A 17,597-nucleotide genomic window follows, 5' to 3' on the forward strand; every position below is an offset into this window, starting at 1 on the left:
CAGCTGCTAATCCGACTTACATTTGTTGGGTTATTGAACTCTGAGTCGTAATGCGTCAAAGGAATCACTTCTTATGCCAATGAGGCCGTATTTGGTTTCTCCCTTTTTAATGACTGTACCGTTGATATTGTATTCCAATAACTCAGTTTTGAATTTTTTGTTGGCTGAGCCAGCCGCTATCATGTTTCCTCCGGCGATGCCGGGACCCAGAACCATACCGATAGGAGTGGAGCTTGTTTGTTCAGGTACGCCATATGAATTGGTTTTTGTGGTGTAAAGGTTTAATGGGGTCAAAAGTAAATACCACAGGTACGAAGCGGGACTTTGTTTTAAGGTTTTAAAGACTTTTTCATTTTCCATCACGTAAACAATGCGGTCATTTTCGAACGCTAACGTCACGTCTTTGCCAAATGTTACATCTCTGTCCGAGTTGTTGGTAATTTTAATGGCAACCAATTTGACTCCTTTTCTCTCCTCTTTTTTCTCATATTTCTTGTCCAATAATTCATATCTGTATTGAAGGGTCAGTCCATCAACTTCGTTTTTGGAAATGTAATTGATTGTTTTTGGTTGAATCATTCTATAGCCAGATGCACATCCAGTCAAGCATAAAATGATAATGAAAAGAGAAGGAGTTTTAAAGAATTTCATATGCTAATTTAATAATAGTTTGGTTTGGCTCATCGATTGGAAATTCGACATGAGTGGCGAAGAAATAAGAAAACAGACAAAAAAAGCAGCAATTGACCAATGCCCCATATCAATTGACGGATATGGACTTTACATGAGTTTATACTAATAAGGTATACGGTCCAATTTCGGAATAAGAGGTATTTATCGTGAGGGGACTATGATAAGTAAACATTTTCTTTTTTAGTATTTGAACAAAAAGTAAGGCGAAGGAAAATACGTTTCCACCTTTGGCAGTAATTCCGGCGAAATATATCCCCAATCTGCATAACCTGCATCAATCGCTGCTTGGGTCAGGATTTGTAGGTGTACATGACAAAACCAGCCGCCGCTATCACTTTCTTGTCCTATGTGTGCGAATTTTTGGCCAGCTTTGACCTTGTCCCCAACATTGACCAAGTGCGGCGTTTTCAAATGTCCGTATAGGGAGTAAAAAACCACTCCATTGATGTCATGCTTTAGGATGATGTATCCTCCGTAATTGCCAATCGCAGTTTCTTTTCCCGTTTTATAAACTTCGGCATCCAAGGGAGCATACATTGGGGTGTTATATGGTACGATAATATCCAGGCCTAGGTGGTAATATCGTTGTTCTTCGATAATATTTGGGTAAGCTCGTAGTAGACTTTTCCGCTCTTCCAAATATCTCCCAATACCCCATTGTTTGTTAGAGGCCTCCAACTCATCAAAAATCCTGGTATTGAATTCTTCGAAATCAAAGAGGTTGTATTCAAGGTTTTTTGGATTATTGGATGAAAAATCAAAGATGTAGGGTACTCCTTTTAGGAAATCACCAAATAAGGGGAGGATATCGGCACCATTGAGGCATAGCGGGTAATACATGAATCAAAGGTAGTGTGAAAAAATAAAGTTGTGCAAAATTAGGTATGCAACAGACAAAGAAAAAGATGGTGCTATGTTGTCTATAACGTGTTTTTGTTCAATTTTGATTCCAATACATCCTTAAGCTTACTTGGCTTTAAGTCGCGAGCTATCACTCTTCTTTCCTTGTCCAAAAGGACATTAAATGGAATCGTTGTCAATTTGTATTCTTTACCGATAGTATTCAATGAGTCAATGACATGAATCCATTTAAGGCTATCCTTTTTAATTGCAGTTTTCCAATCACTTAGTTTTTCATCTTGTGATACCCCTAAAATTTCAAAATCCTTACGAGTGTATGAGTTATATAGCTTTCTTAATTCAGGGTTGGTTTTTCTACAGGGCCCACACCATGAAGCCCAAAATTCCAGCAAAAGAAACTTACCTTTAAGTGTACTGCTATCGACCAACTCCCCTTCTTCATCTGGAAGAATTATTTTTGGAGGAATTTTTCCAATATCCAATATCTTACGTCTTTCAATAATGTTTGTAATGTATTTTAAATCATCTTTGTTTTGATAGCTTGTATCTAATTTTCGATAGAGGGTTTCCAATTGTGAACTACTTAAGTAGCCATAAAAATTCGCTTTTGAGGCTAATTGTTCCCCACTTACAAAGGATTTTGGGTTGTTCTCAATCAATTCCGTTAGGTTTTCAAAAAGGATTTTCTCTCGTACACCGTCGTTTTTTTCTTTGTCAAAGGTGTTTTTCATTCTCAGGTCAAAATCTTCCAATATTTTTTGGTTGGTTGAACCCTTGATACTGTCCATAGTTAATTTCGGTAAAATCCACCCTTTATATTCGAAGTTATCGAAAGTGAGATGAATGCTAATGGGGTTATTTTCTATTATAAATCCAGAGTAACCCATTGGTGCTTTGGAATTTGGATTTTCTGGGTATAAGGATGCGTTCCTTGGCTCTGTGACCGCTCCTTTAAAAACAAAAGTTGAGTCCTTCACTAAAACACTGTCAACGGAATTGTCAATTTTTAAGTAGATATAGTCATTTTGGTATCCATTGACTTTTCCATTGATTGTATATTCATTATTCTGCTTTTTTTCCACACACGAGAAAAGTGTAAAAAGAATTAGAATAGAGTAGCAAGTTTTTTTTCCAGTCATCTTAATTGTATTTCAAAATCCAATATGACATAATTCATTTTTAATGAATTCATCCCATACAGAAAAATTATTTCTACTTATCAGATTAAGAATTTCTTACGACTGCTTAAGTTATAGAATTTTAACAAAAAGTCCATGGAATTGACAAAGGTAGCATCAGGATTGATGATTTTCTGCCTAAATGAAACAGGAATAGTGGAAATATAAAGCTTAGGTAACTTAAATCCTCTTCATCTGCACCTGAATCATCTTAATTTGGTCGGTAGGCATGCTGCCGTGCCTAATTTTTTGATTTCTTCAATGGTAAAAGGCTATATTCGAGATTCAGAGATTATACCTTTTTAATTAACGCTATTGTAGGAAGTTAACTTTCGCATATTGCCATTGTCATTTATTTCATAAAGTGTATTATCCTCTATAAGGAGACCAAGTATCTCTCTATTTTCTGAATGGTTTACATCAATATCAATCACTTTACTTCCATATAGGGTTTTTATCTGGTTGAAAACGGTGTGCCCAATGATGATTTTGCTACTATTGAAATAAGCTAGTACCGTGTCAATTTGCTCATTGGTAATTTCTTCTTTTGCTAACCCCCGGTACCACAATGGACCATTGTTTCTTAATAGTAGGGCTTCTGTTTCGGAATGCTCTTTTGGATTTTTATCCAACCCTTTTCGTATCCCTGAATTGATTTGCTCTAATGTCAGACCACTTTTTACCAAATCAGGACTTATACCTCCGTGAACCAGAACAAGACCGCCCATTTTTTCGATGGAGTTTTTAGTGCGCAACCATCTTCCCAGTTCGGTTTGTTTTGAATACCAATTTTCATATTCAAAATCCATAAACGTTGCATTTGCAAAGAACTTTCCGTTCACATACTTAAATAGACTATGGTCATATGCCCCGATTATATTCATTGTTTCGTGGTTGCCCAATATAAAGTGTACCTTTCCGCCAACACGTTCCGCCTCTTGCTCAAGTTTATAAATTAACCACAAACATTCATTTACATATTTACCTCTATCAAAATAATCTCCAAGCAAAACCAAGTGTCCTTTTCCATACGACCACTCCAAGTTGTCATTGATAACTTTGTTTCCCTTAAGGAATCGGATAAAACCATCGAAGTTTCCCTCAATATCGGAAACACAGATGGCTTTATTTGGCAACGGATAAACATCCGTTTCAATGGAATGGGCCCGAATTATGGGTACTTCGAAATTTATTTCTTCATAGTTGATTCGTACGGAAACGGTTTCTTTTAAATGGTGCGATGTATTCCGCTTGCGGAGAGCACCTTGATGCTCTTCAATAAACAGTGTCTTTAAGCTGTCATTTTCATAATACACAATGGGTTGCTCAAAATCTACCTGTGTTTGTTCCTTTGCGTAGTTTGGTGTTTTTATTTTCCACCCGGGAGCTAACGGAATACTATTGATGATACCAAAATAGCCCAGCCCTAGACCAATTAATAAATACACTACGTAGATGGAAAAAAGAACTTTGACTAATCGAAATAACTGCTTCATGGTATTGGGCTGTTTCGATTAGGACGATTCATTTTAGCCTTTGTTACAGGCTTTTAAATGAGCCAAGACTACATGATGTAAATCGTTTTATATGTGGCATTTGCCCATCCCGATCTGAGTTTAGCGTAGAGAGGCAATGTTGATGATTGGGACGAACACCGTTTGCCATTGCTCAAAACCAAATTCAGTTTGATGGTTTAACGCATGAAAACGGAAAGAAGGTTAGAAAAGAGAAGAATGACTAAATCTTCTTCATCTGCTGCTGCATCATCTTGATTTGGTCGGTAAGCATGTTGTTCTTGTCCAACTTCTTGGCCTCGCTCAACAATTGGGTGGCTTCACGCTTTCTGCGCTTTTGCATAGCAATGCCAGCCAAGCTCAATTTGGCCATGGCCACATCATAATCCATGGTCAAACCGTATTTCAATGCCTTTTTAAAGTACTTCTCGGCTTGGGTCAAGTTTTTTTGTGAGTAGATGATACCGTGCAAGTAGTTGTAGTAACCCACTTGTTTTTTGATCAAAGCGGACTCCGGGTTCTTTATTTTATCAAGCCACGCTTGTACTCCATCCAAATCCTGCTTTCTCATTTTAAGAAAGGCCAAAAGGATAAACTCATTTCTGAAATAAAGAAAGATGAATACTAGGGAGAGCAAGATCAATGCGATTCCGTTGCCAATGTTGCCTTCCACAAACTGGTAAACGGCATAAGCAATGATAAGAACGGCAATGACGAGCTTGATATTTTTATTGAACATATTGTCTAGTGATTTTTACCTTTAGTTAAGCGCTGGCAAAAGTACTAAAAACTTAATTAAATATTTTAAGTTTGGGCTTGCCAAAGTAAAAAGTCTTCGTATATTTGCGCCCAGAATTTTTTAGGGAAGATTAATTTCCCATCAACAAAATCCATAAAACAGTTCGGAAATGAAAAGAACGTATCAACCATCCAAAAGGAAGAGAAGAAACAAGCATGGTTTTAGGGAGCGCATGGCGACTGCCAATGGTAGAAAAGTTCTTGCGAGAAGAAGAGCCAAAGGAAGAAAAAGATTAACTGTTTCCTCTGAGCCAAGACATAAAAAATAATGATAGTATTTATTATTTAAATTAAAGGTGTTACTTTTCTAGGTAACACCTTTTTTTTGACATATAAGCAGATAACCGAGAAACCCCTATAGAAAATGCCCAAAAGAAAAGATTTAAATTCCATTTTGATTATTGGTTCTGGTCCGATTATCATCGGTCAGGCATGTGAGTTCGATTATTCCGGTTCCCAAGCGCTTCGCTCTCTACGGGAAGATGGTATCGAAACCATTTTGATAAACAGCAATCCCGCCACCATTATGACGGATCCTGCCATGGCAGACCACGTTTATCTTAAACCTTTGACGACGAAGTCAATCATAGAGATACTACAAAAGCACCCAAATATAGATGCCGTATTGCCAACAATGGGGGGACAAACAGCATTGAACCTTTGTATTGAAGCCGATGAAAAAGGTATCTGGGAAGATTTTGGAGTGGAGATCATAGGGGTGGACATCGATGCCATCAACATTACCGAAGACCGTGAGAAGTTTAGGGAATTGATGCTCAAAATCGGAATAGGAATGCCGCCGCAGGCTTCAGCAACATCTTTCTTAAAAGGAAAGGAAATTGCCCAGGAGTTTGGGTTTCCCTTGGTGATCAGAGCTTCCTTTACACTCGGTGGAGCAGGAGCGGCCATTGTTCACGATCCAGCAGAGTTTGACGATATGTTGAGCCATGGTTTGGAAGTATCCCCAATTCACGAGGTCATGATCGACAAAGCCTTAATGGGTTGGAAAGAATACGAGTTGGAGCTGCTACGTGACAAAAATGACAACGTAGTCATCATCTGTACCATAGAGAATATGGACCCAATGGGTATCCACACTGGGGATTCCATTACCGTAGCACCTGCAATGACCTTGTCTGACAGAACGTTCCAGCGAATGAGGGACATGGCCATTCACATGATGCGCAGCATAGGGGACTTCGCAGGTGGATGTAACGTTCAGTTTGCTGTAAGCCCGGATGAAAAAGAAGATATTATCGCGATTGAGATCAACCCAAGGGTTTCCCGATCTTCCGCTTTGGCATCCAAAGCTACTGGGTACCCAATTGCAAAAATCGCTGCTAAATTGGCGATTGGCTATACCTTGGATGAGTTGGACAACCAGATTACCAAGTCCACATCAGCCTTGTTCGAACCAACTTTGGACTACGTTATCGTAAAAATACCCCGTTGGAACTTTGATAAATTCGAAGGCTCCGACAGAACCCTTGGTCTTCAAATGAAGTCCGTAGGGGAAGTGATGGGTATCGGACGATCGTTCCAAGAAGCCTTGCACAAGGCCACACAATCCCTCGAAATCAAACGTAATGGATTGGGGGCCGATGGTAAGGGGTACAAAGACTACGAAACCATTATTGATAAATTGAGAGTACCGAGTTGGGACAGGGTATTCGTGATTTACGATGCCATTCAGCTGGGAATTCCATTAAAACGCATCCACGAGATCACCAAGATAGATATGTGGTTCCTTAAACAATATGAGGAATTACACTTCTTGGAGATGGAAATATCAAAATACACCATAGAAAGCTTGCCAAAGGCATTGTTGCTCGAAGCCAAACAGAAAGGTTTCGCAGATAGACAGATTGCCCATATGTTGGATTGTTGGGAGAGCGAAGTGCATAGCAAGCGTATGGATTTGAACATCAACCGGGTATACAAACTGGTGGATACCTGTGCCGCCGAGTTTAAAGCAGTTACCCCATACTACTATTCCACTTTTGAAGAAGAAATAGAAACAGCCGATGGGAAGCGCTACGTAGCCAACGACAGTGAGGTGACGGATAAGAAAAAAGTAGTAGTACTTGGTTCTGGACCTAACCGAATAGGGCAGGGGATTGAGTTTGATTACTGCTGTGTGCACGGCGTTCTGGCCGCTGCGGAATGTGGTTACGAAACCATCATGATCAACTGTAATCCAGAAACGGTTTCCACGGATTTTGATACGGCTGACAAACTTTACTTTGAGCCCGTATTCTGGGAGCATATTTACGACATTATCCTTCACGAAAAACCTGAAGGCGTAATTGTACAGTTGGGAGGACAAACCGCATTGAAGCTTGCCGAAAAACTGGATAAGTACGGAATCAATATTATCGGTACCAGTTTCCAATCCTTGGATTTGGCCGAGGATAGGGGAAGTTTTTCAACTTTGTTGAAAGACAACGACATTCCTTACCCAAGATTCGGTGTGGCCGAAACAGCTGACGAAGCCTTGGATTTGGCCGAAGAACTGAAGTTTCCCTTGTTGGTAAGACCATCCTACGTATTAGGTGGACAGGGAATGAAAATCGTCATCAACAAAGAGGAGTTGGAAGCCCATGTGGTGGATTTGCTCCGAAAGATACCGAACAACAAATTGCTGTTGGATCATTACTTGGATGGAGCCATCGAAGCCGAGGCAGATGCCATTTGTGATGGGGAAGATGTCTACATCATTGGAATTATGGAGCACATTGAGCCCTGTGGAATCCACTCAGGGGATTCCAATGCGACATTGCCGCCGTTCAACTTGGGTGAATTTGTACTGCAACAGATAAAGGATCACACCAAAAAAATTGCTTTGGCACTCAATACCGTAGGTTTGATCAACATCCAGTTTGCCGTGAAAGATGATATCGTGTACATCATCGAGGCCAACCCGAGGGCGTCCCGTACGGTTCCGTTTATAGCGAAAGCATACAAGGAACCTTATGTGAACTACGCAACCAAAGTAATGCTGGGCGATAAAAAGATCAAGGATTTTGACTTTAACCCACACTTGGATGGTTATGCGATCAAACAGCCTGTGTTCTCTTTCAATAAGTTCCCTAACGTGAATAAAAACCTAGGGCCGGAAATGAAAAGTACAGGGGAGAGCATCCTGTTTATCGAAAGCTTGAAAGATGATGAGTTTTATAACTTATACTCGAGACGAAAAATGTACTTGAGCAAGTAAGCTAAACCAAATATACACAAACCTTTAAGGCGGTTTCCTAATCAATCAGTTCAAAAGATTCGGCAATCGTTTTAAAGGTTTTTTCATGTTCCTCTTTTTGATTTTTCAAGGTCCAGCACATGATCATATACACCTTTTCACGACCATCAACAAAGGTCAAAAAATAGGAGATTTCATTGTCCAGGCCATTTACCTTCGCATCCAACTCTAGAAATTCAGCATCCAAACCATGTATTTTGATGGATTCCGGTTCGGATTTTCCATTGATTTCCGTGGTTCTTGAGAGTATTTTCAGTCTAGCGTCCCTGTAATTCTGTATTACGGAAAGATGATCATCGTATTGTTCCAAATCCCTATAGACATCCTCAAACCCTTTTTTGGGTTCATCAATTACAATAACATAGGCTTCACGACGTATACTTTGATATTGCAGTGATGCTTCTTCGTTCAATCCAGTGGTGCCATTCATGAATTTTGGAACGCTTATGGAGTAATCCCCGTCAATGGAAACCGTATGAAGAGCATCGGCCTCTAAGTCGATATCCTTCTTTTTCCTAGAGCTGTCGATACAGGAAGATAATGGCATTAGCAAAGCCAAAAAGATAATGGCAGGACGATTTTTCATATAGAAGCCTTTGTTTTTCAAGTACAACTAAGATAAAATATTAATTTTTCAGAGCCAATTCCGCTATTTTTTGAAAAATCAATTTTGCATGAAATGGAATTTAATGGGACCATTACGAAATTTTCATCAAGAAAAACAGCTTGCAATTAAAATTTAACCATAATTAACAAACACTATTTGTTGGAGAAGTTTGGTTGACATAGTTTTGTTCCCCAAATGAAAAAAGCATTTGCAAAATATTTGTTTCCCCTATTCATCCTATTGTTGGGAGGACTCATTAATTTGTATGCAGATTCGCAACATACTTCGGATGCGGACAATGCTTGTTACTTTCAAAATTTAGAAAATCAACATTCCTTCGCTTCGTTCAATGCATTGCAATCAGGGCTAGAAAAAAGACACTGCGCAGAAATAGACATTGAAGAAAAGGATGAGCGTGAGGAAGAAACGACATCACATAGTTTTTCTTTAGAGTATGGCAGTTTTTCGACTGCCAATATTTTTGCCGCCTCTTGGGGGCAACTGTTTTTGGAATCTAACACCAAATGTGGGTTTTCCATACCCAAATCAGCTTCATCCATAAGGAAGCATGTTAGGTTTCAGGTATTCCGAATTTAGAATTTCTTTTTTAGCAGAGCCGAATTAACGCTTTGCATCTATCCGCAACCCTTTGGGTAATAATCAATAACCAAGGGCAGGTCCCTTTATGTGGATTCGGACTTCCCTTGACCATTTCTAAACATTTTTTAAACCAGTAAAACTATGAGGAGATTTTCCATCTTCATCGGCTTGCTTGTAGTGATGTGCTATGCAAGCTGCGAATCCAAAGAACACGAAAACAAGGAAGAAACCAAATTTCTCGTGTCCAGTCCCATTCAAAAAGACACTTCAATCACCAAGGACTATGTGTGTCAAATCCATTCCATTAGGCATATTGAGCTAAGGGCTTTGGAAAAAGGATACCTGCAGCACATTTATGTGGATGAAGGGCAACATGTAAAAAAAGGACAGCAAATGTTTCATATTATGCCCAATGTCTACCAAGCAGACCTTCAAAAGGCCAAAGCAGAGGCGGAAGTGGCCGAAATAGAGTATGAGAACACCAAATTATTGGCAGATGGCAATGTAGTGTCCGCAAACGAACTTGCCATGGCCAAAGCGGAGTTTGATAGAGCCAAAGCAGAAGTCACATTGGCCGAGACCCATTTGGGATTTACCGATATCCGTGCCCCATTTGATGGGATAATGGACCATTTGGAGGCAAGAGAAGGTAGTCTCTTGGACGAAGGTGAACTTTTAACGACTCTATCCGACAACTCCAAGATGTGGGTGTACTTCAATGTGCCCGAAGCCGAATATTTGGATTACATAACCAGTGCCAAAAAGAACGAAAAACAAGCCGTTGAACTGTTAATGGCCAATAACAAAAAGTTCAATCAGCCAGGTGTTGTGGAGACCATTGAGGGGGAATTCAATCACGAAACGGGAAACATAGCTTTTAGGGCAACCTTCTCCAATCCCGATGGTATTCTGAGACATGGCGAGACAGGAAGCATTTTGATGAAAGTGTCGCTGGACAAAGCGATGCTTATCCCTCAAAAAGCAACTTTCGAGGTGTTGGACAAAAAATTTGTGTTTGTACTCGATGAGAACGATACCGTACAACAGCGGGAAATAGTCGTAGGAGCTGAATTACCACACCTATTTGTGGTGGAAAAAGGGCTTTCGTTGAACGACAAAGTGCTCTTGGAAGGTATCCGGATGGTAAAAAGTGGGGAGAAAATCCATTACGATTTTGAAAAACCCGAATCCGTACTCTCCCACCTTGATTTGTACACTGAGTAACAATCCCATAATCCTTAGTTATTATGTTTAAAAAATTCATTCACAGACCTGTATTGGCCATAGTGATTTCGGTCATTATTGTTTTTACGGGACTGTTGGCCATAAAACAACTGCCCATTTCGCAGTTCCCGCAAATCGCACCTACCACGGTCAATATATTCATTGCCTACCCAGGTTCAAGTGCCGATGTATTGGTGAACTCTACTCTGATTCCACTGGAAACCTCCATTAACGGGGTTCAGGGTATGCGGTACATCGCATCGGATGCCACAAGTGCTGGTGAAGGAACCTTACGTGTGATCTTTGAACCAGGAACCGACCCCAACCAAGCCGTGGTCCGGGTAAAGACACGGGTGGATCAGGTAATGCCCTTGTTGCCCGAGCTGGTGCAACGGGAAGGGGTTGTGATCACCCCCGTTCAGCCCAGTATGTTGATGTATGTGAACCTGTACAGTGATGCCAAGAACAACGATGAAAAATTCCTGTACAACTATGCATACACCAAAATGATACCTGAAATCCAGCGTATCAACGGTATTGCAAGTGCCAAGATCTTGGGTAGCCGTAAGTTTGCCATGCGAGTATGGCTCAAGCCAGACCGAATGCGCGCTTATAACGTTTCCGCAGAAGAGATTCTGGAGTCCATGGAAGAGCAAAGTATTCTTGCCAGACCTGGACGTTTAGGGCGAAGCTCGGGAAAAAAGGCGCAATCCCTGGAATATGTACTGGTCTATCAGAACCGATATAACGAACCCCAGCAATATAAGGATATAATTATCAAGGCCAATGATGATGGGGAAATCCTCACACTTGGAGATGTCGCCGATGTTGAATTGGGTAGTGAGTTCTTTGATATTTATTCCAATCTCGACGGAGATCCATCAGCATCCATAGTATTAAAACAGACCTTTGGTAGTAATGGTAGCGATGTGATCAAATCTGTTAAAGAGAAACTGGATGAACTTGAGGCCGATATGCCTCCCGGAATTGATTATAAAATCAGTTATGACGTATCCAACTTCTTGGATGCATCCATAGATCAAGTACTGCATACCCTTCGTGACGCCTTTATTCTGGTGGCTATTGTGGTATTCCTCTTTTTAGGGGACTGGCGTTCAACTTTGATACCCATCATTGCAGTACCCGTATCGCTGATTGGGGCATTCTTCGTCATGCAGCTCTTTGGACTGTCCATCAACCTGATAACGCTTTTTGCCCTTGTATTGGCGATTGGTATTGTGGTGGACAACGCCATTGTGGTCGTGGAGGCCGTCCACGTAAAAATGGAAGAGGAGAACCTTACGCCCTACAAGGCATCTTACGAAGTATTGGGAGAAATTGGTGGAGCCATTATTGCCATTACTTTGGTAATGACCTCGGTGTTCATCCCTATTTCTTTCATGACAGGACCTGTGGGGGTATTCTATCGACAGTTCTCAATAACCATGGCGGGATCTATTGTGATATCAGCCATAGTTGCCCTTACTTTGACACCGGTTCTTTGTGCCATGATGCTGAAAAACACCCATGGTAAACCAAGACGAAAATCCCCCGTAAACCGATTCATTGATTGGTTCAATGGTAGGTTTGAAAAACTTACGGGACGATATGTTGGGGTATTGAACAAAATCGTAAACCGTAGAGTGGTCACTTTTGGAGTGTTACTGGCTTTCTGTGCGGGTATTTTCTTTACAAACCAAGTATTGCCCGCCGGATTTATCCCCAATGAAGACCAAGGGATGATCTATGCCATTATCCAGACACCTCCAGGAGCCACTTTGGAACGGACCAACGAGGTGGCCAGAAAGCTTCAGGCCATTTGTGAGGAGACTGAAGGAGTTGAATCCGTTTCCTCTTTGGCAGGTTATGAGATCATGACGGAAGGTCGTGGTTCCAACGCAGGTACTTGTCTCATCAACCTGAAACCATGGTCGCAACGGGAACATTCCGTGCACGACATTATGGAAGAATTGGAAGAAGAGACCAAAGACCTCGGTGCGGTCATCGAATATTTTGAGCCCCCAGCGGTTCCAGGTTTCGGTTCATCAGGTGGTTTTGCAATGCGTTTGTTGGACAAGACCAATAGTACGGATTACCATGAGTTCGAAAGAATCAATAATGAGTTTATGGATGCCTTGCGTGAGCGTAAGGAGTTGGCTGGTTTGTTTACGTTCTATGCTGCCAATTATCCGCAGTACGAGTTGAAAATCAACAATAAGGCCGCCATGCAAAAAGGGGTTTCCATAGGAAAAGCCATGGAGAACCTGAACATTTTGATTGGTAGTACCTATGAGCAGGGTTTCATCCGGTTCGGACGATTCTTCAAGGTGTACACCCAAGCTGCTCCTGAATATCGTGGTATGCCATCTGATCTGGAAAAGCTCTTTGTTAAGAATGAAGAGGGGGAAATGGTACCCTATTCCTCATTTATGACCATGGAGAAACGTTTGGGGCCAAACGAGGTAACGCGCTATAACCTGTATAATTCGGCAGCCATCCGTGGACTGCCAGCCAAAGGGTATACCAGTGGCGATGCCATTGATGCCATCCGCGAAGTTGCAGCGCAAAATTTGCCAAGAGGATACGATATAGCGTGGGAAGGTCTTTCCTATGACGAAGCCCAACGTGGAAATGAGTCCATTTACATATTCATTGTGGTACTCATATTCGTGTATTTGGTGTTAGCGGCCCAGTACGAGAGTTTCTTACTGCCATTGGCGGTAATCCTATCACTTCCGGTAGGGGTGTTTGGTTCATTCTTCCTGCTGAAGCTCATGGGATTGTCCAATGATGTGTATGCACAAATCGGGATGATCATGTTGGTGGGACTATTAGGTAAGAACGCCGTATTAATTGTTGAGTTCGCGGTCCAGAAACACCGACAGGGTGCAACCATTCTCGAAGCGGCCATCGAAGGTTCTAAACAACGTTTTAGGCCAATTTTGATGACCTCTTTTGCCTTTATCGCTGGTTTGATACCATTGGTGGTGGCCACTGGTGCAGGAGCCATAGGAAACCGTACCATCGGAGGTTCTGCTTTGGGCGGTATGCTTATCGGAACCATTTTCGGTGTCTTGCTGATTCCGGGTCTGTATTATGTTTTTGCTAAAATGGCAGATGGTAAGAGCTTGATCAAGGATGAGCATGATGAGCCGATTTCGGAGGAATTCTTTAAGAATGATGATAGCGAGAGCAGATTGCGCACTCGCTTGAAAGAAGTGAATAAACTTTTGAAAAAAATGACCACAAGAAATGGAAAGAAAAAGAAAAATGGTGACCAAGATGAAGCATAGAAAATCACTTTTAGTCGGAATGATAGCGATGGTGGCCCTCTATTCTTGTGTGCCAACTCGCGAGATCAGGGACGAGAACGTAGCGGTTCCGGACAACTATCAAAACCAGTCAGCCGATACGGTAAACACGGGATTGGTGGAATGGAAGGAATTCTTTAAAGACCCCAACCTCATTGCGCTGATTGATTCAGCTTTGGTAAAAAACCAAGAGCTGAACATCATGTTGCAGCAAGTGGATATGGCCAAGAATAGGATTCAGGCCAAGAAAGGGGAGTATTTGCCCTTTGTTAACCTTCAGGCTGGTGCCGAGGTTGAAAAAGTAGGCGAATATACCCGAAACGGGGCTGTGGAAAAGAACCTCGGGGTAAAGGAGGGCGAGGAGTTTCCCGAGCCCCTGACCAATTATATGGTCGGGGCCTTCGCCACTTGGGAGCTTGATGTGTGGAAGAAACTTCGCAACGAGAAAAAGGCATCGGTTTTTGAATACCTGTCCAGTGTGGAGGGTAAAAACTTCATGGTGACCAATTTGGTGGCTGAAATAGCCGATTCCTATTATGAGCTGATGGCTTTGGACAATCAAATGGCCATTATTGATCAGAACTTGGGGATTCAGCAGAATGCACTGCGCATGGTAAAACTGCAAAAACAAGCTGCCCGTGCCACGGAATTGGCCGTAAAGCGTTTTCAGGCCGAGGTCATGAAAAACCAAAGCCATAAATATGAAATCCAGCAGGAAATCGTGGAAGTGGAAAACCGATTGAACTTTTTGATAGGTCGCTCTCCACAACATATTCAGCGGGCTTCCGATAATTTTATCGACACCCCCATTGATGTGATTTACGCTGGAATTCCTTCGCAATTGTTGCAGAATCGTCCCGATGTGCGTAGCGCTGAATTTGAATTGCAAGCGGCCAAGTTGGATACGAAAGCGGCCAAAGCCAATTTTTATCCACAGTTTACCATAAAGGCAGGTCTGGGATTGGAAGCGTTCGATACCAAATACCTGACCACCACACCAGAATCTGTGTTGTATTCAGCCATTGGCGATATGGTAGCCCCCTTGATCAACAGAAATGCAATTAAGGCGCAATATAAAAATGCTACGGCCCGACAGTTGCAAGCAGTTTATGAATATGAAAAGGCCATTTTGAATGCTTACATCGAAGTGGCCAACCAGTTGTCCAACATCGATAACTTAAAAAAGAGCTATGATTTGAAAGATGGTCAGGTACAGGCCCTAACGGAATCCATAGACCTGTCCACTCGTTTGTTCCAATCCGCTAGGGTGGAATACATCGAGGTGCTTTTGGCACAGCGTGAGGCCTTGGAATCCCGAATGGAATTGGTAGAGACCAAAAGAGACCAGCTATTGGCCCAGGTAAATATGTACCGCGCCTTGGGCGGTGGCTGGAATTAAGTCCCGAATCGATAGTTTTACCTACTGTCTTGGCTATTGATTTACCCAAAATGGAGCCCGGTTCACATTTGTGAACCGGGCTTCTGATTTTAAACGAAGGTGTTTAATTGCTTGCTGCCAAATAGTTGATGACATCAAAAAGTATCGGGTTCTTAAAAATATTGTTCCAGTTGACAATGATACGTTTACTCTCTAAAAAGCGGAGTGCATAATTACTTCCCAAACCTGCTCCACCATGTCCCACTGCTGTAGCGGTTGTTTCGCCATCAAAAGGTAATTCCATAATACTAAAACCATATCCATAAGGATCCTGATGTGGAGGAGGCCAAGCGTCTTCAGGAACTTCATTCGGAAAGGAGTGTGGTGTAAATGCTAGTTTCCACATAGCTTTGGATAACAATTTATCGGAACCAAGGGCCATCATAAAAGTATACATATCATCCATAGTGGAAACTTCTGCACCGTCACCTCCGTAGATGACCATATCGTCTTCTTGGTAAACAGTTCCATCCTGTAAAAAGTACTGTGGCAATTCATCAAGATCATATTTATAAATCATGGATGTGTTCTGCATTCCAAGTGGTTCAAAAATTCTCTCTAGCATAACTTCTTTTAATGGTTTCCCACGGTTATTTTCGATGATTGCACCCAAAAGCATATATCCCGAATTGCTGTAGTTGAATTTAGAACCTGGCTCAAACTTTAAATCCATTTTGCCAATTTCCGAAAACATTTGATCTCGTGTCAAATTATACGGAAGTTGGCCTGCCATTTGTAATAATCCATAATCCCGAACTCCAGAGCGGTGTGCCAATAGGTGGTGCAGCGTAATGTCTTTGGCTCTCTTGTGTGGAAATTCGGGCAGCATATCACTTAGTTTATCCTCAAAGGAGAGTTTTCCCTCTTCTACAAGCTGCAAAATAAGTATCGATGAGAACATTTTACCCATACTGTTAATGGTAAACTTCTCGTCAACGGTCAAAGCGGTGTGTTGGTCTATATTGGCCACTCCCCAAGCATCTCGGTAGAGGATATCTTCACCTTCTGCCACTAGAACCCCTCCATGCAGGGTGCCATTGACATATAACCTTCCAATAAGGTTGGAAAGTCCCTCTGTTTTGTCTGTTTGTTGACCTATCGAATACTGAATGGAAATCATCGCAAAGGTCAAAAGGAGGGTTATTGATTTTATGAATTTCATATTTTGATAGTTTAATGGGTACTTATAGTTTACAATTTTTTGTGTTTGGCGATTAGCGATGCTGAAAGCCCTAAAAACTCGGCGGCATTATCATAAAAAATATCTTCTTTTTGTTCTAGGGTCAAGAAATCGGCAGAATTGATTGCATCTATAGCGATATCGATGGTCTCGGGCCACATCATTTGGTCGGTTCCAAACATGATTCTTTTGCCGAAACCTGCATCTACCAATCCTTTGATGAAGTTGTGGAACTCAGCTTTTGGCAAAACCCAGTCAATCGCAGCCACATCCAGATACAGTTGCGGATGTACATATAGCATAGCCTTCATATCTTCCAAATAGGGCCATCCGCCGTGCATTACATAAATCTTTAGGTTGGGGTGCTCCACCAATACTTCTTCCAATTGTTTGGGGTTGGCGTTTCTGACTCTAATTTCATTCATTCCTAAGTGGTAGAGCCCACTAGGAGGTCCTCCTGGCATAATGTGAAAACCGATAGGAATATTCATCTCTTCAGCTAAATCGAACAAGGGTCTCAATGATGCATCATCAGCTGTAACGCCCCTATAAAACGGATTAAGTTCACCAATGGCGGTTAGTTCTCCGTTTTCTGCCATACTTCTTAATTGCTCCAAGGGCATATTTCGTCCACTGACCAGAATTCGCTCTGGGTCGTCATTTTTCCATAATTGGCCATTGGAGGTCAGCGCCAACACAATGTTGTGCTCATCCATTTTTTTGAGGGTCTCCATTTTTTGCGCTTCAGGCGTTTTTACACCTTTATATAGTTCGTTTTTGAGTGGATTCGGATGGTCCATGCCAAACATCATACCACCAAGTTCTTGGTTGTAGGCATGTATGTGCATATCGATTATGGGACCGGTGTATTGTTGTGAATGCAATGTTCCCCAAATGGAGAATAACAACAATCCGATTAAATTTCTCTTCATCATTT

The 17,597-nt window shown here is 41.6% G+C and carries 14 protein-coding genes and 1 pseudogene; 6 read left to right on the forward strand and 9 right to left on the reverse strand.

From position 1 onward, the window contains the following. Nucleotides 1-30 precede the first annotated feature (30 nt). The 6 genes and pseudogenes from EO132_RS10520 to EO132_RS10540 form a co-directional block, all read right to left on the reverse strand. Nucleotides 31-651 carry a hypothetical protein gene (locus EO132_RS10520; RefSeq protein ID WP_127137806.1) on the reverse strand — a complete coding sequence of 207 codons (621 nt, stop codon included), beginning with the start codon at nucleotides 649-651 and terminating at the stop codon, nucleotides 31-33. Nucleotides 652-873: 222 nt separating this feature from the next. Next, nucleotides 874-1,533, reverse strand: coding sequence for a peptidoglycan DD-metalloendopeptidase family protein (locus EO132_RS10525; RefSeq protein WP_127137807.1), 660 nt, complete (start codon nucleotides 1,531-1,533; stop codon nucleotides 874-876). Nucleotides 1,534-1,613: 80 nt separating this feature from the next. Continuing rightward, nucleotides 1,614-2,306: a TlpA family protein disulfide reductase gene (locus EO132_RS10530; RefSeq protein WP_235856434.1), complete on the reverse strand. Its 693-nt coding sequence runs from the start codon at nucleotides 2,304-2,306 to the stop codon at nucleotides 1,614-1,616. A gap of 15 nt (nucleotides 2,307-2,321) precedes the next feature. Beyond that, a pseudogene (locus EO132_RS19760) lies at nucleotides 2,322-2,693 on the reverse strand (DUF4369 domain-containing protein); the annotation flags it as partial. Nucleotides 2,694-3,034: 341 nt separating this feature from the next. Further along, on the reverse strand, nucleotides 3,035-4,228 hold the full coding sequence (locus EO132_RS10535; RefSeq protein ID WP_127137809.1) for a metallophosphoesterase: 1,194 nt from the start codon (nucleotides 4,226-4,228) through the stop codon (nucleotides 3,035-3,037). A 241-nt stretch (nucleotides 4,229-4,469) separates the two neighbouring features. Continuing rightward, a complete protein-coding gene (locus EO132_RS10540; protein ID WP_127137810.1) occupies nucleotides 4,470-4,985 on the reverse strand; it encodes a DUF2892 domain-containing protein in 516 nt (171 codons plus the stop codon). A 169-nt stretch (nucleotides 4,986-5,154) separates the two neighbouring features. On the opposite strand from EO132_RS10540, the gene rpmH reads away from it, so the two are divergent. Both rpmH and carB read left to right on the forward strand, forming a co-directional pair. Further along, nucleotides 5,155-5,313 (forward strand): 50S ribosomal protein L34, encoded by a 159-nt coding sequence (rpmH, locus tag EO132_RS10545; RefSeq protein WP_072882462.1) that lies wholly within the window; start codon nucleotides 5,155-5,157, stop codon nucleotides 5,311-5,313. Between the two features lie 95 nt (nucleotides 5,314-5,408). Continuing rightward, nucleotides 5,409-8,261: a carbamoyl-phosphate synthase large subunit gene (carB, locus tag EO132_RS10550; RefSeq protein WP_127137811.1), complete on the forward strand. Its 2,853-nt coding sequence runs from the start codon at nucleotides 5,409-5,411 to the stop codon at nucleotides 8,259-8,261. 37 nt (nucleotides 8,262-8,298) lie between these two features. Here the strand turns inward: carB and EO132_RS10555 are convergent, their stop codons facing one another. Continuing rightward, entirely contained in the window at nucleotides 8,299-8,886 is a 588-nt protein-coding gene (locus EO132_RS10555) for a hypothetical protein (protein WP_127137812.1), read from the reverse strand. Between the two features lie 216 nt (nucleotides 8,887-9,102). Between EO132_RS10555 and EO132_RS10560 the strand changes: the two genes are divergently transcribed. From EO132_RS10560 to EO132_RS10575, 4 genes are all read left to right on the forward strand, one after another. After that, entirely contained in the window at nucleotides 9,103-9,504 is a 402-nt protein-coding gene (locus EO132_RS10560; RefSeq protein WP_127137813.1) for a hypothetical protein, read from the forward strand. A gap of 144 nt (nucleotides 9,505-9,648) precedes the next feature. Further along, the gene (locus EO132_RS10565) at nucleotides 9,649-10,731 is read left to right on the forward strand and encodes an efflux RND transporter periplasmic adaptor subunit (protein ID WP_127137814.1); all 1,083 of its coding nucleotides are present in this window, start codon (nucleotides 9,649-9,651) and stop codon (nucleotides 10,729-10,731) included. 23 nt (nucleotides 10,732-10,754) lie between these two features. Beyond that, the gene (locus EO132_RS10570; protein ID WP_127137815.1) at nucleotides 10,755-14,024 is read left to right on the forward strand and encodes an efflux RND transporter permease subunit; all 3,270 of its coding nucleotides are present in this window, start codon (nucleotides 10,755-10,757) and stop codon (nucleotides 14,022-14,024) included. Beyond that, nucleotides 13,984-15,441, forward strand: a complete 1,458-nt coding sequence (locus EO132_RS10575) for a TolC family protein (RefSeq protein ID WP_127137816.1) — start codon at nucleotides 13,984-13,986, stop codon at nucleotides 15,439-15,441. The genes EO132_RS10570 and EO132_RS10575 overlap by 41 nt, the downstream gene beginning before the upstream one ends. Before the next feature lie 103 nt (nucleotides 15,442-15,544). On the opposite strand, the gene EO132_RS10580 is transcribed toward EO132_RS10575, so the two are convergent. Further along, complete coding sequence (locus EO132_RS10580; RefSeq protein ID WP_127137817.1) at nucleotides 15,545-16,642, reverse strand: serine hydrolase domain-containing protein; 1,098 nt, start codon at nucleotides 16,640-16,642, stop codon at nucleotides 15,545-15,547. Between the two features lie 29 nt (nucleotides 16,643-16,671). Further along, complete coding sequence (locus tag EO132_RS10585) at nucleotides 16,672-17,592, reverse strand: amidohydrolase family protein (protein ID WP_164732322.1); 921 nt, start codon at nucleotides 17,590-17,592, stop codon at nucleotides 16,672-16,674. Nucleotides 17,593-17,597 lie beyond the last annotated feature (5 nt).

Source organism: Flagellimonas oceanensis, assembly GCF_003992595.1.
In the GTDB taxonomy this organism is placed as follows: domain Bacteria; phylum Bacteroidota; class Bacteroidia; order Flavobacteriales; family Flavobacteriaceae; genus Flagellimonas; species Flagellimonas oceanensis.

Coding starts and splice junctions, on each gene's coding strand:
- EO132_RS10540 (WP_127137810.1), bottom strand. CDS start 4,985: ATGTTCAATAAAAATATCAAGCTCGTCATTGCCGTTCTTATCATTGCT.
- EO132_RS10555 (WP_127137812.1), bottom strand. CDS start 8,886: ATGAAAAATCGTCCTGCCATTATCTTTTTGGCTTTGCTAATGCCATTA.
- EO132_RS10520 (WP_127137806.1), bottom strand. CDS start 651: ATGAAATTCTTTAAAACTCCTTCTCTTTTCATTATCATTTTATGCTTG.
- EO132_RS10560 (WP_127137813.1), top strand. CDS start 9,103: ATGAAAAAAGCATTTGCAAAATATTTGTTTCCCCTATTCATCCTATTG.
- EO132_RS10565 (WP_127137814.1), top strand. CDS start 9,649: ATGAGGAGATTTTCCATCTTCATCGGCTTGCTTGTAGTGATGTGCTAT.
- EO132_RS10570 (WP_127137815.1), top strand. CDS start 10,755: ATGTTTAAAAAATTCATTCACAGACCTGTATTGGCCATAGTGATTTCG.
- EO132_RS10585 (WP_164732322.1), bottom strand. CDS start 17,592: ATGAAGAGAAATTTAATCGGATTGTTGTTATTCTCCATTTGGGGAACA.
- EO132_RS10535 (WP_127137809.1), bottom strand. CDS start 4,228: ATGAAGCAGTTATTTCGATTAGTCAAAGTTCTTTTTTCCATCTACGTA.
- EO132_RS10580 (WP_127137817.1), bottom strand. CDS start 16,642: ATGAAATTCATAAAATCAATAACCCTCCTTTTGACCTTTGCGATGATT.
- EO132_RS10525 (WP_127137807.1), bottom strand. CDS start 1,533: ATGTATTACCCGCTATGCCTCAATGGTGCCGATATCCTCCCCTTATTT.
- EO132_RS10575 (WP_127137816.1), top strand. CDS start 13,984: ATGGAAAGAAAAAGAAAAATGGTGACCAAGATGAAGCATAGAAAATCA.
- carB (WP_127137811.1), top strand. CDS start 5,409: ATGCCCAAAAGAAAAGATTTAAATTCCATTTTGATTATTGGTTCTGGT.
- rpmH (WP_072882462.1), top strand. CDS start 5,155: ATGAAAAGAACGTATCAACCATCCAAAAGGAAGAGAAGAAACAAGCAT.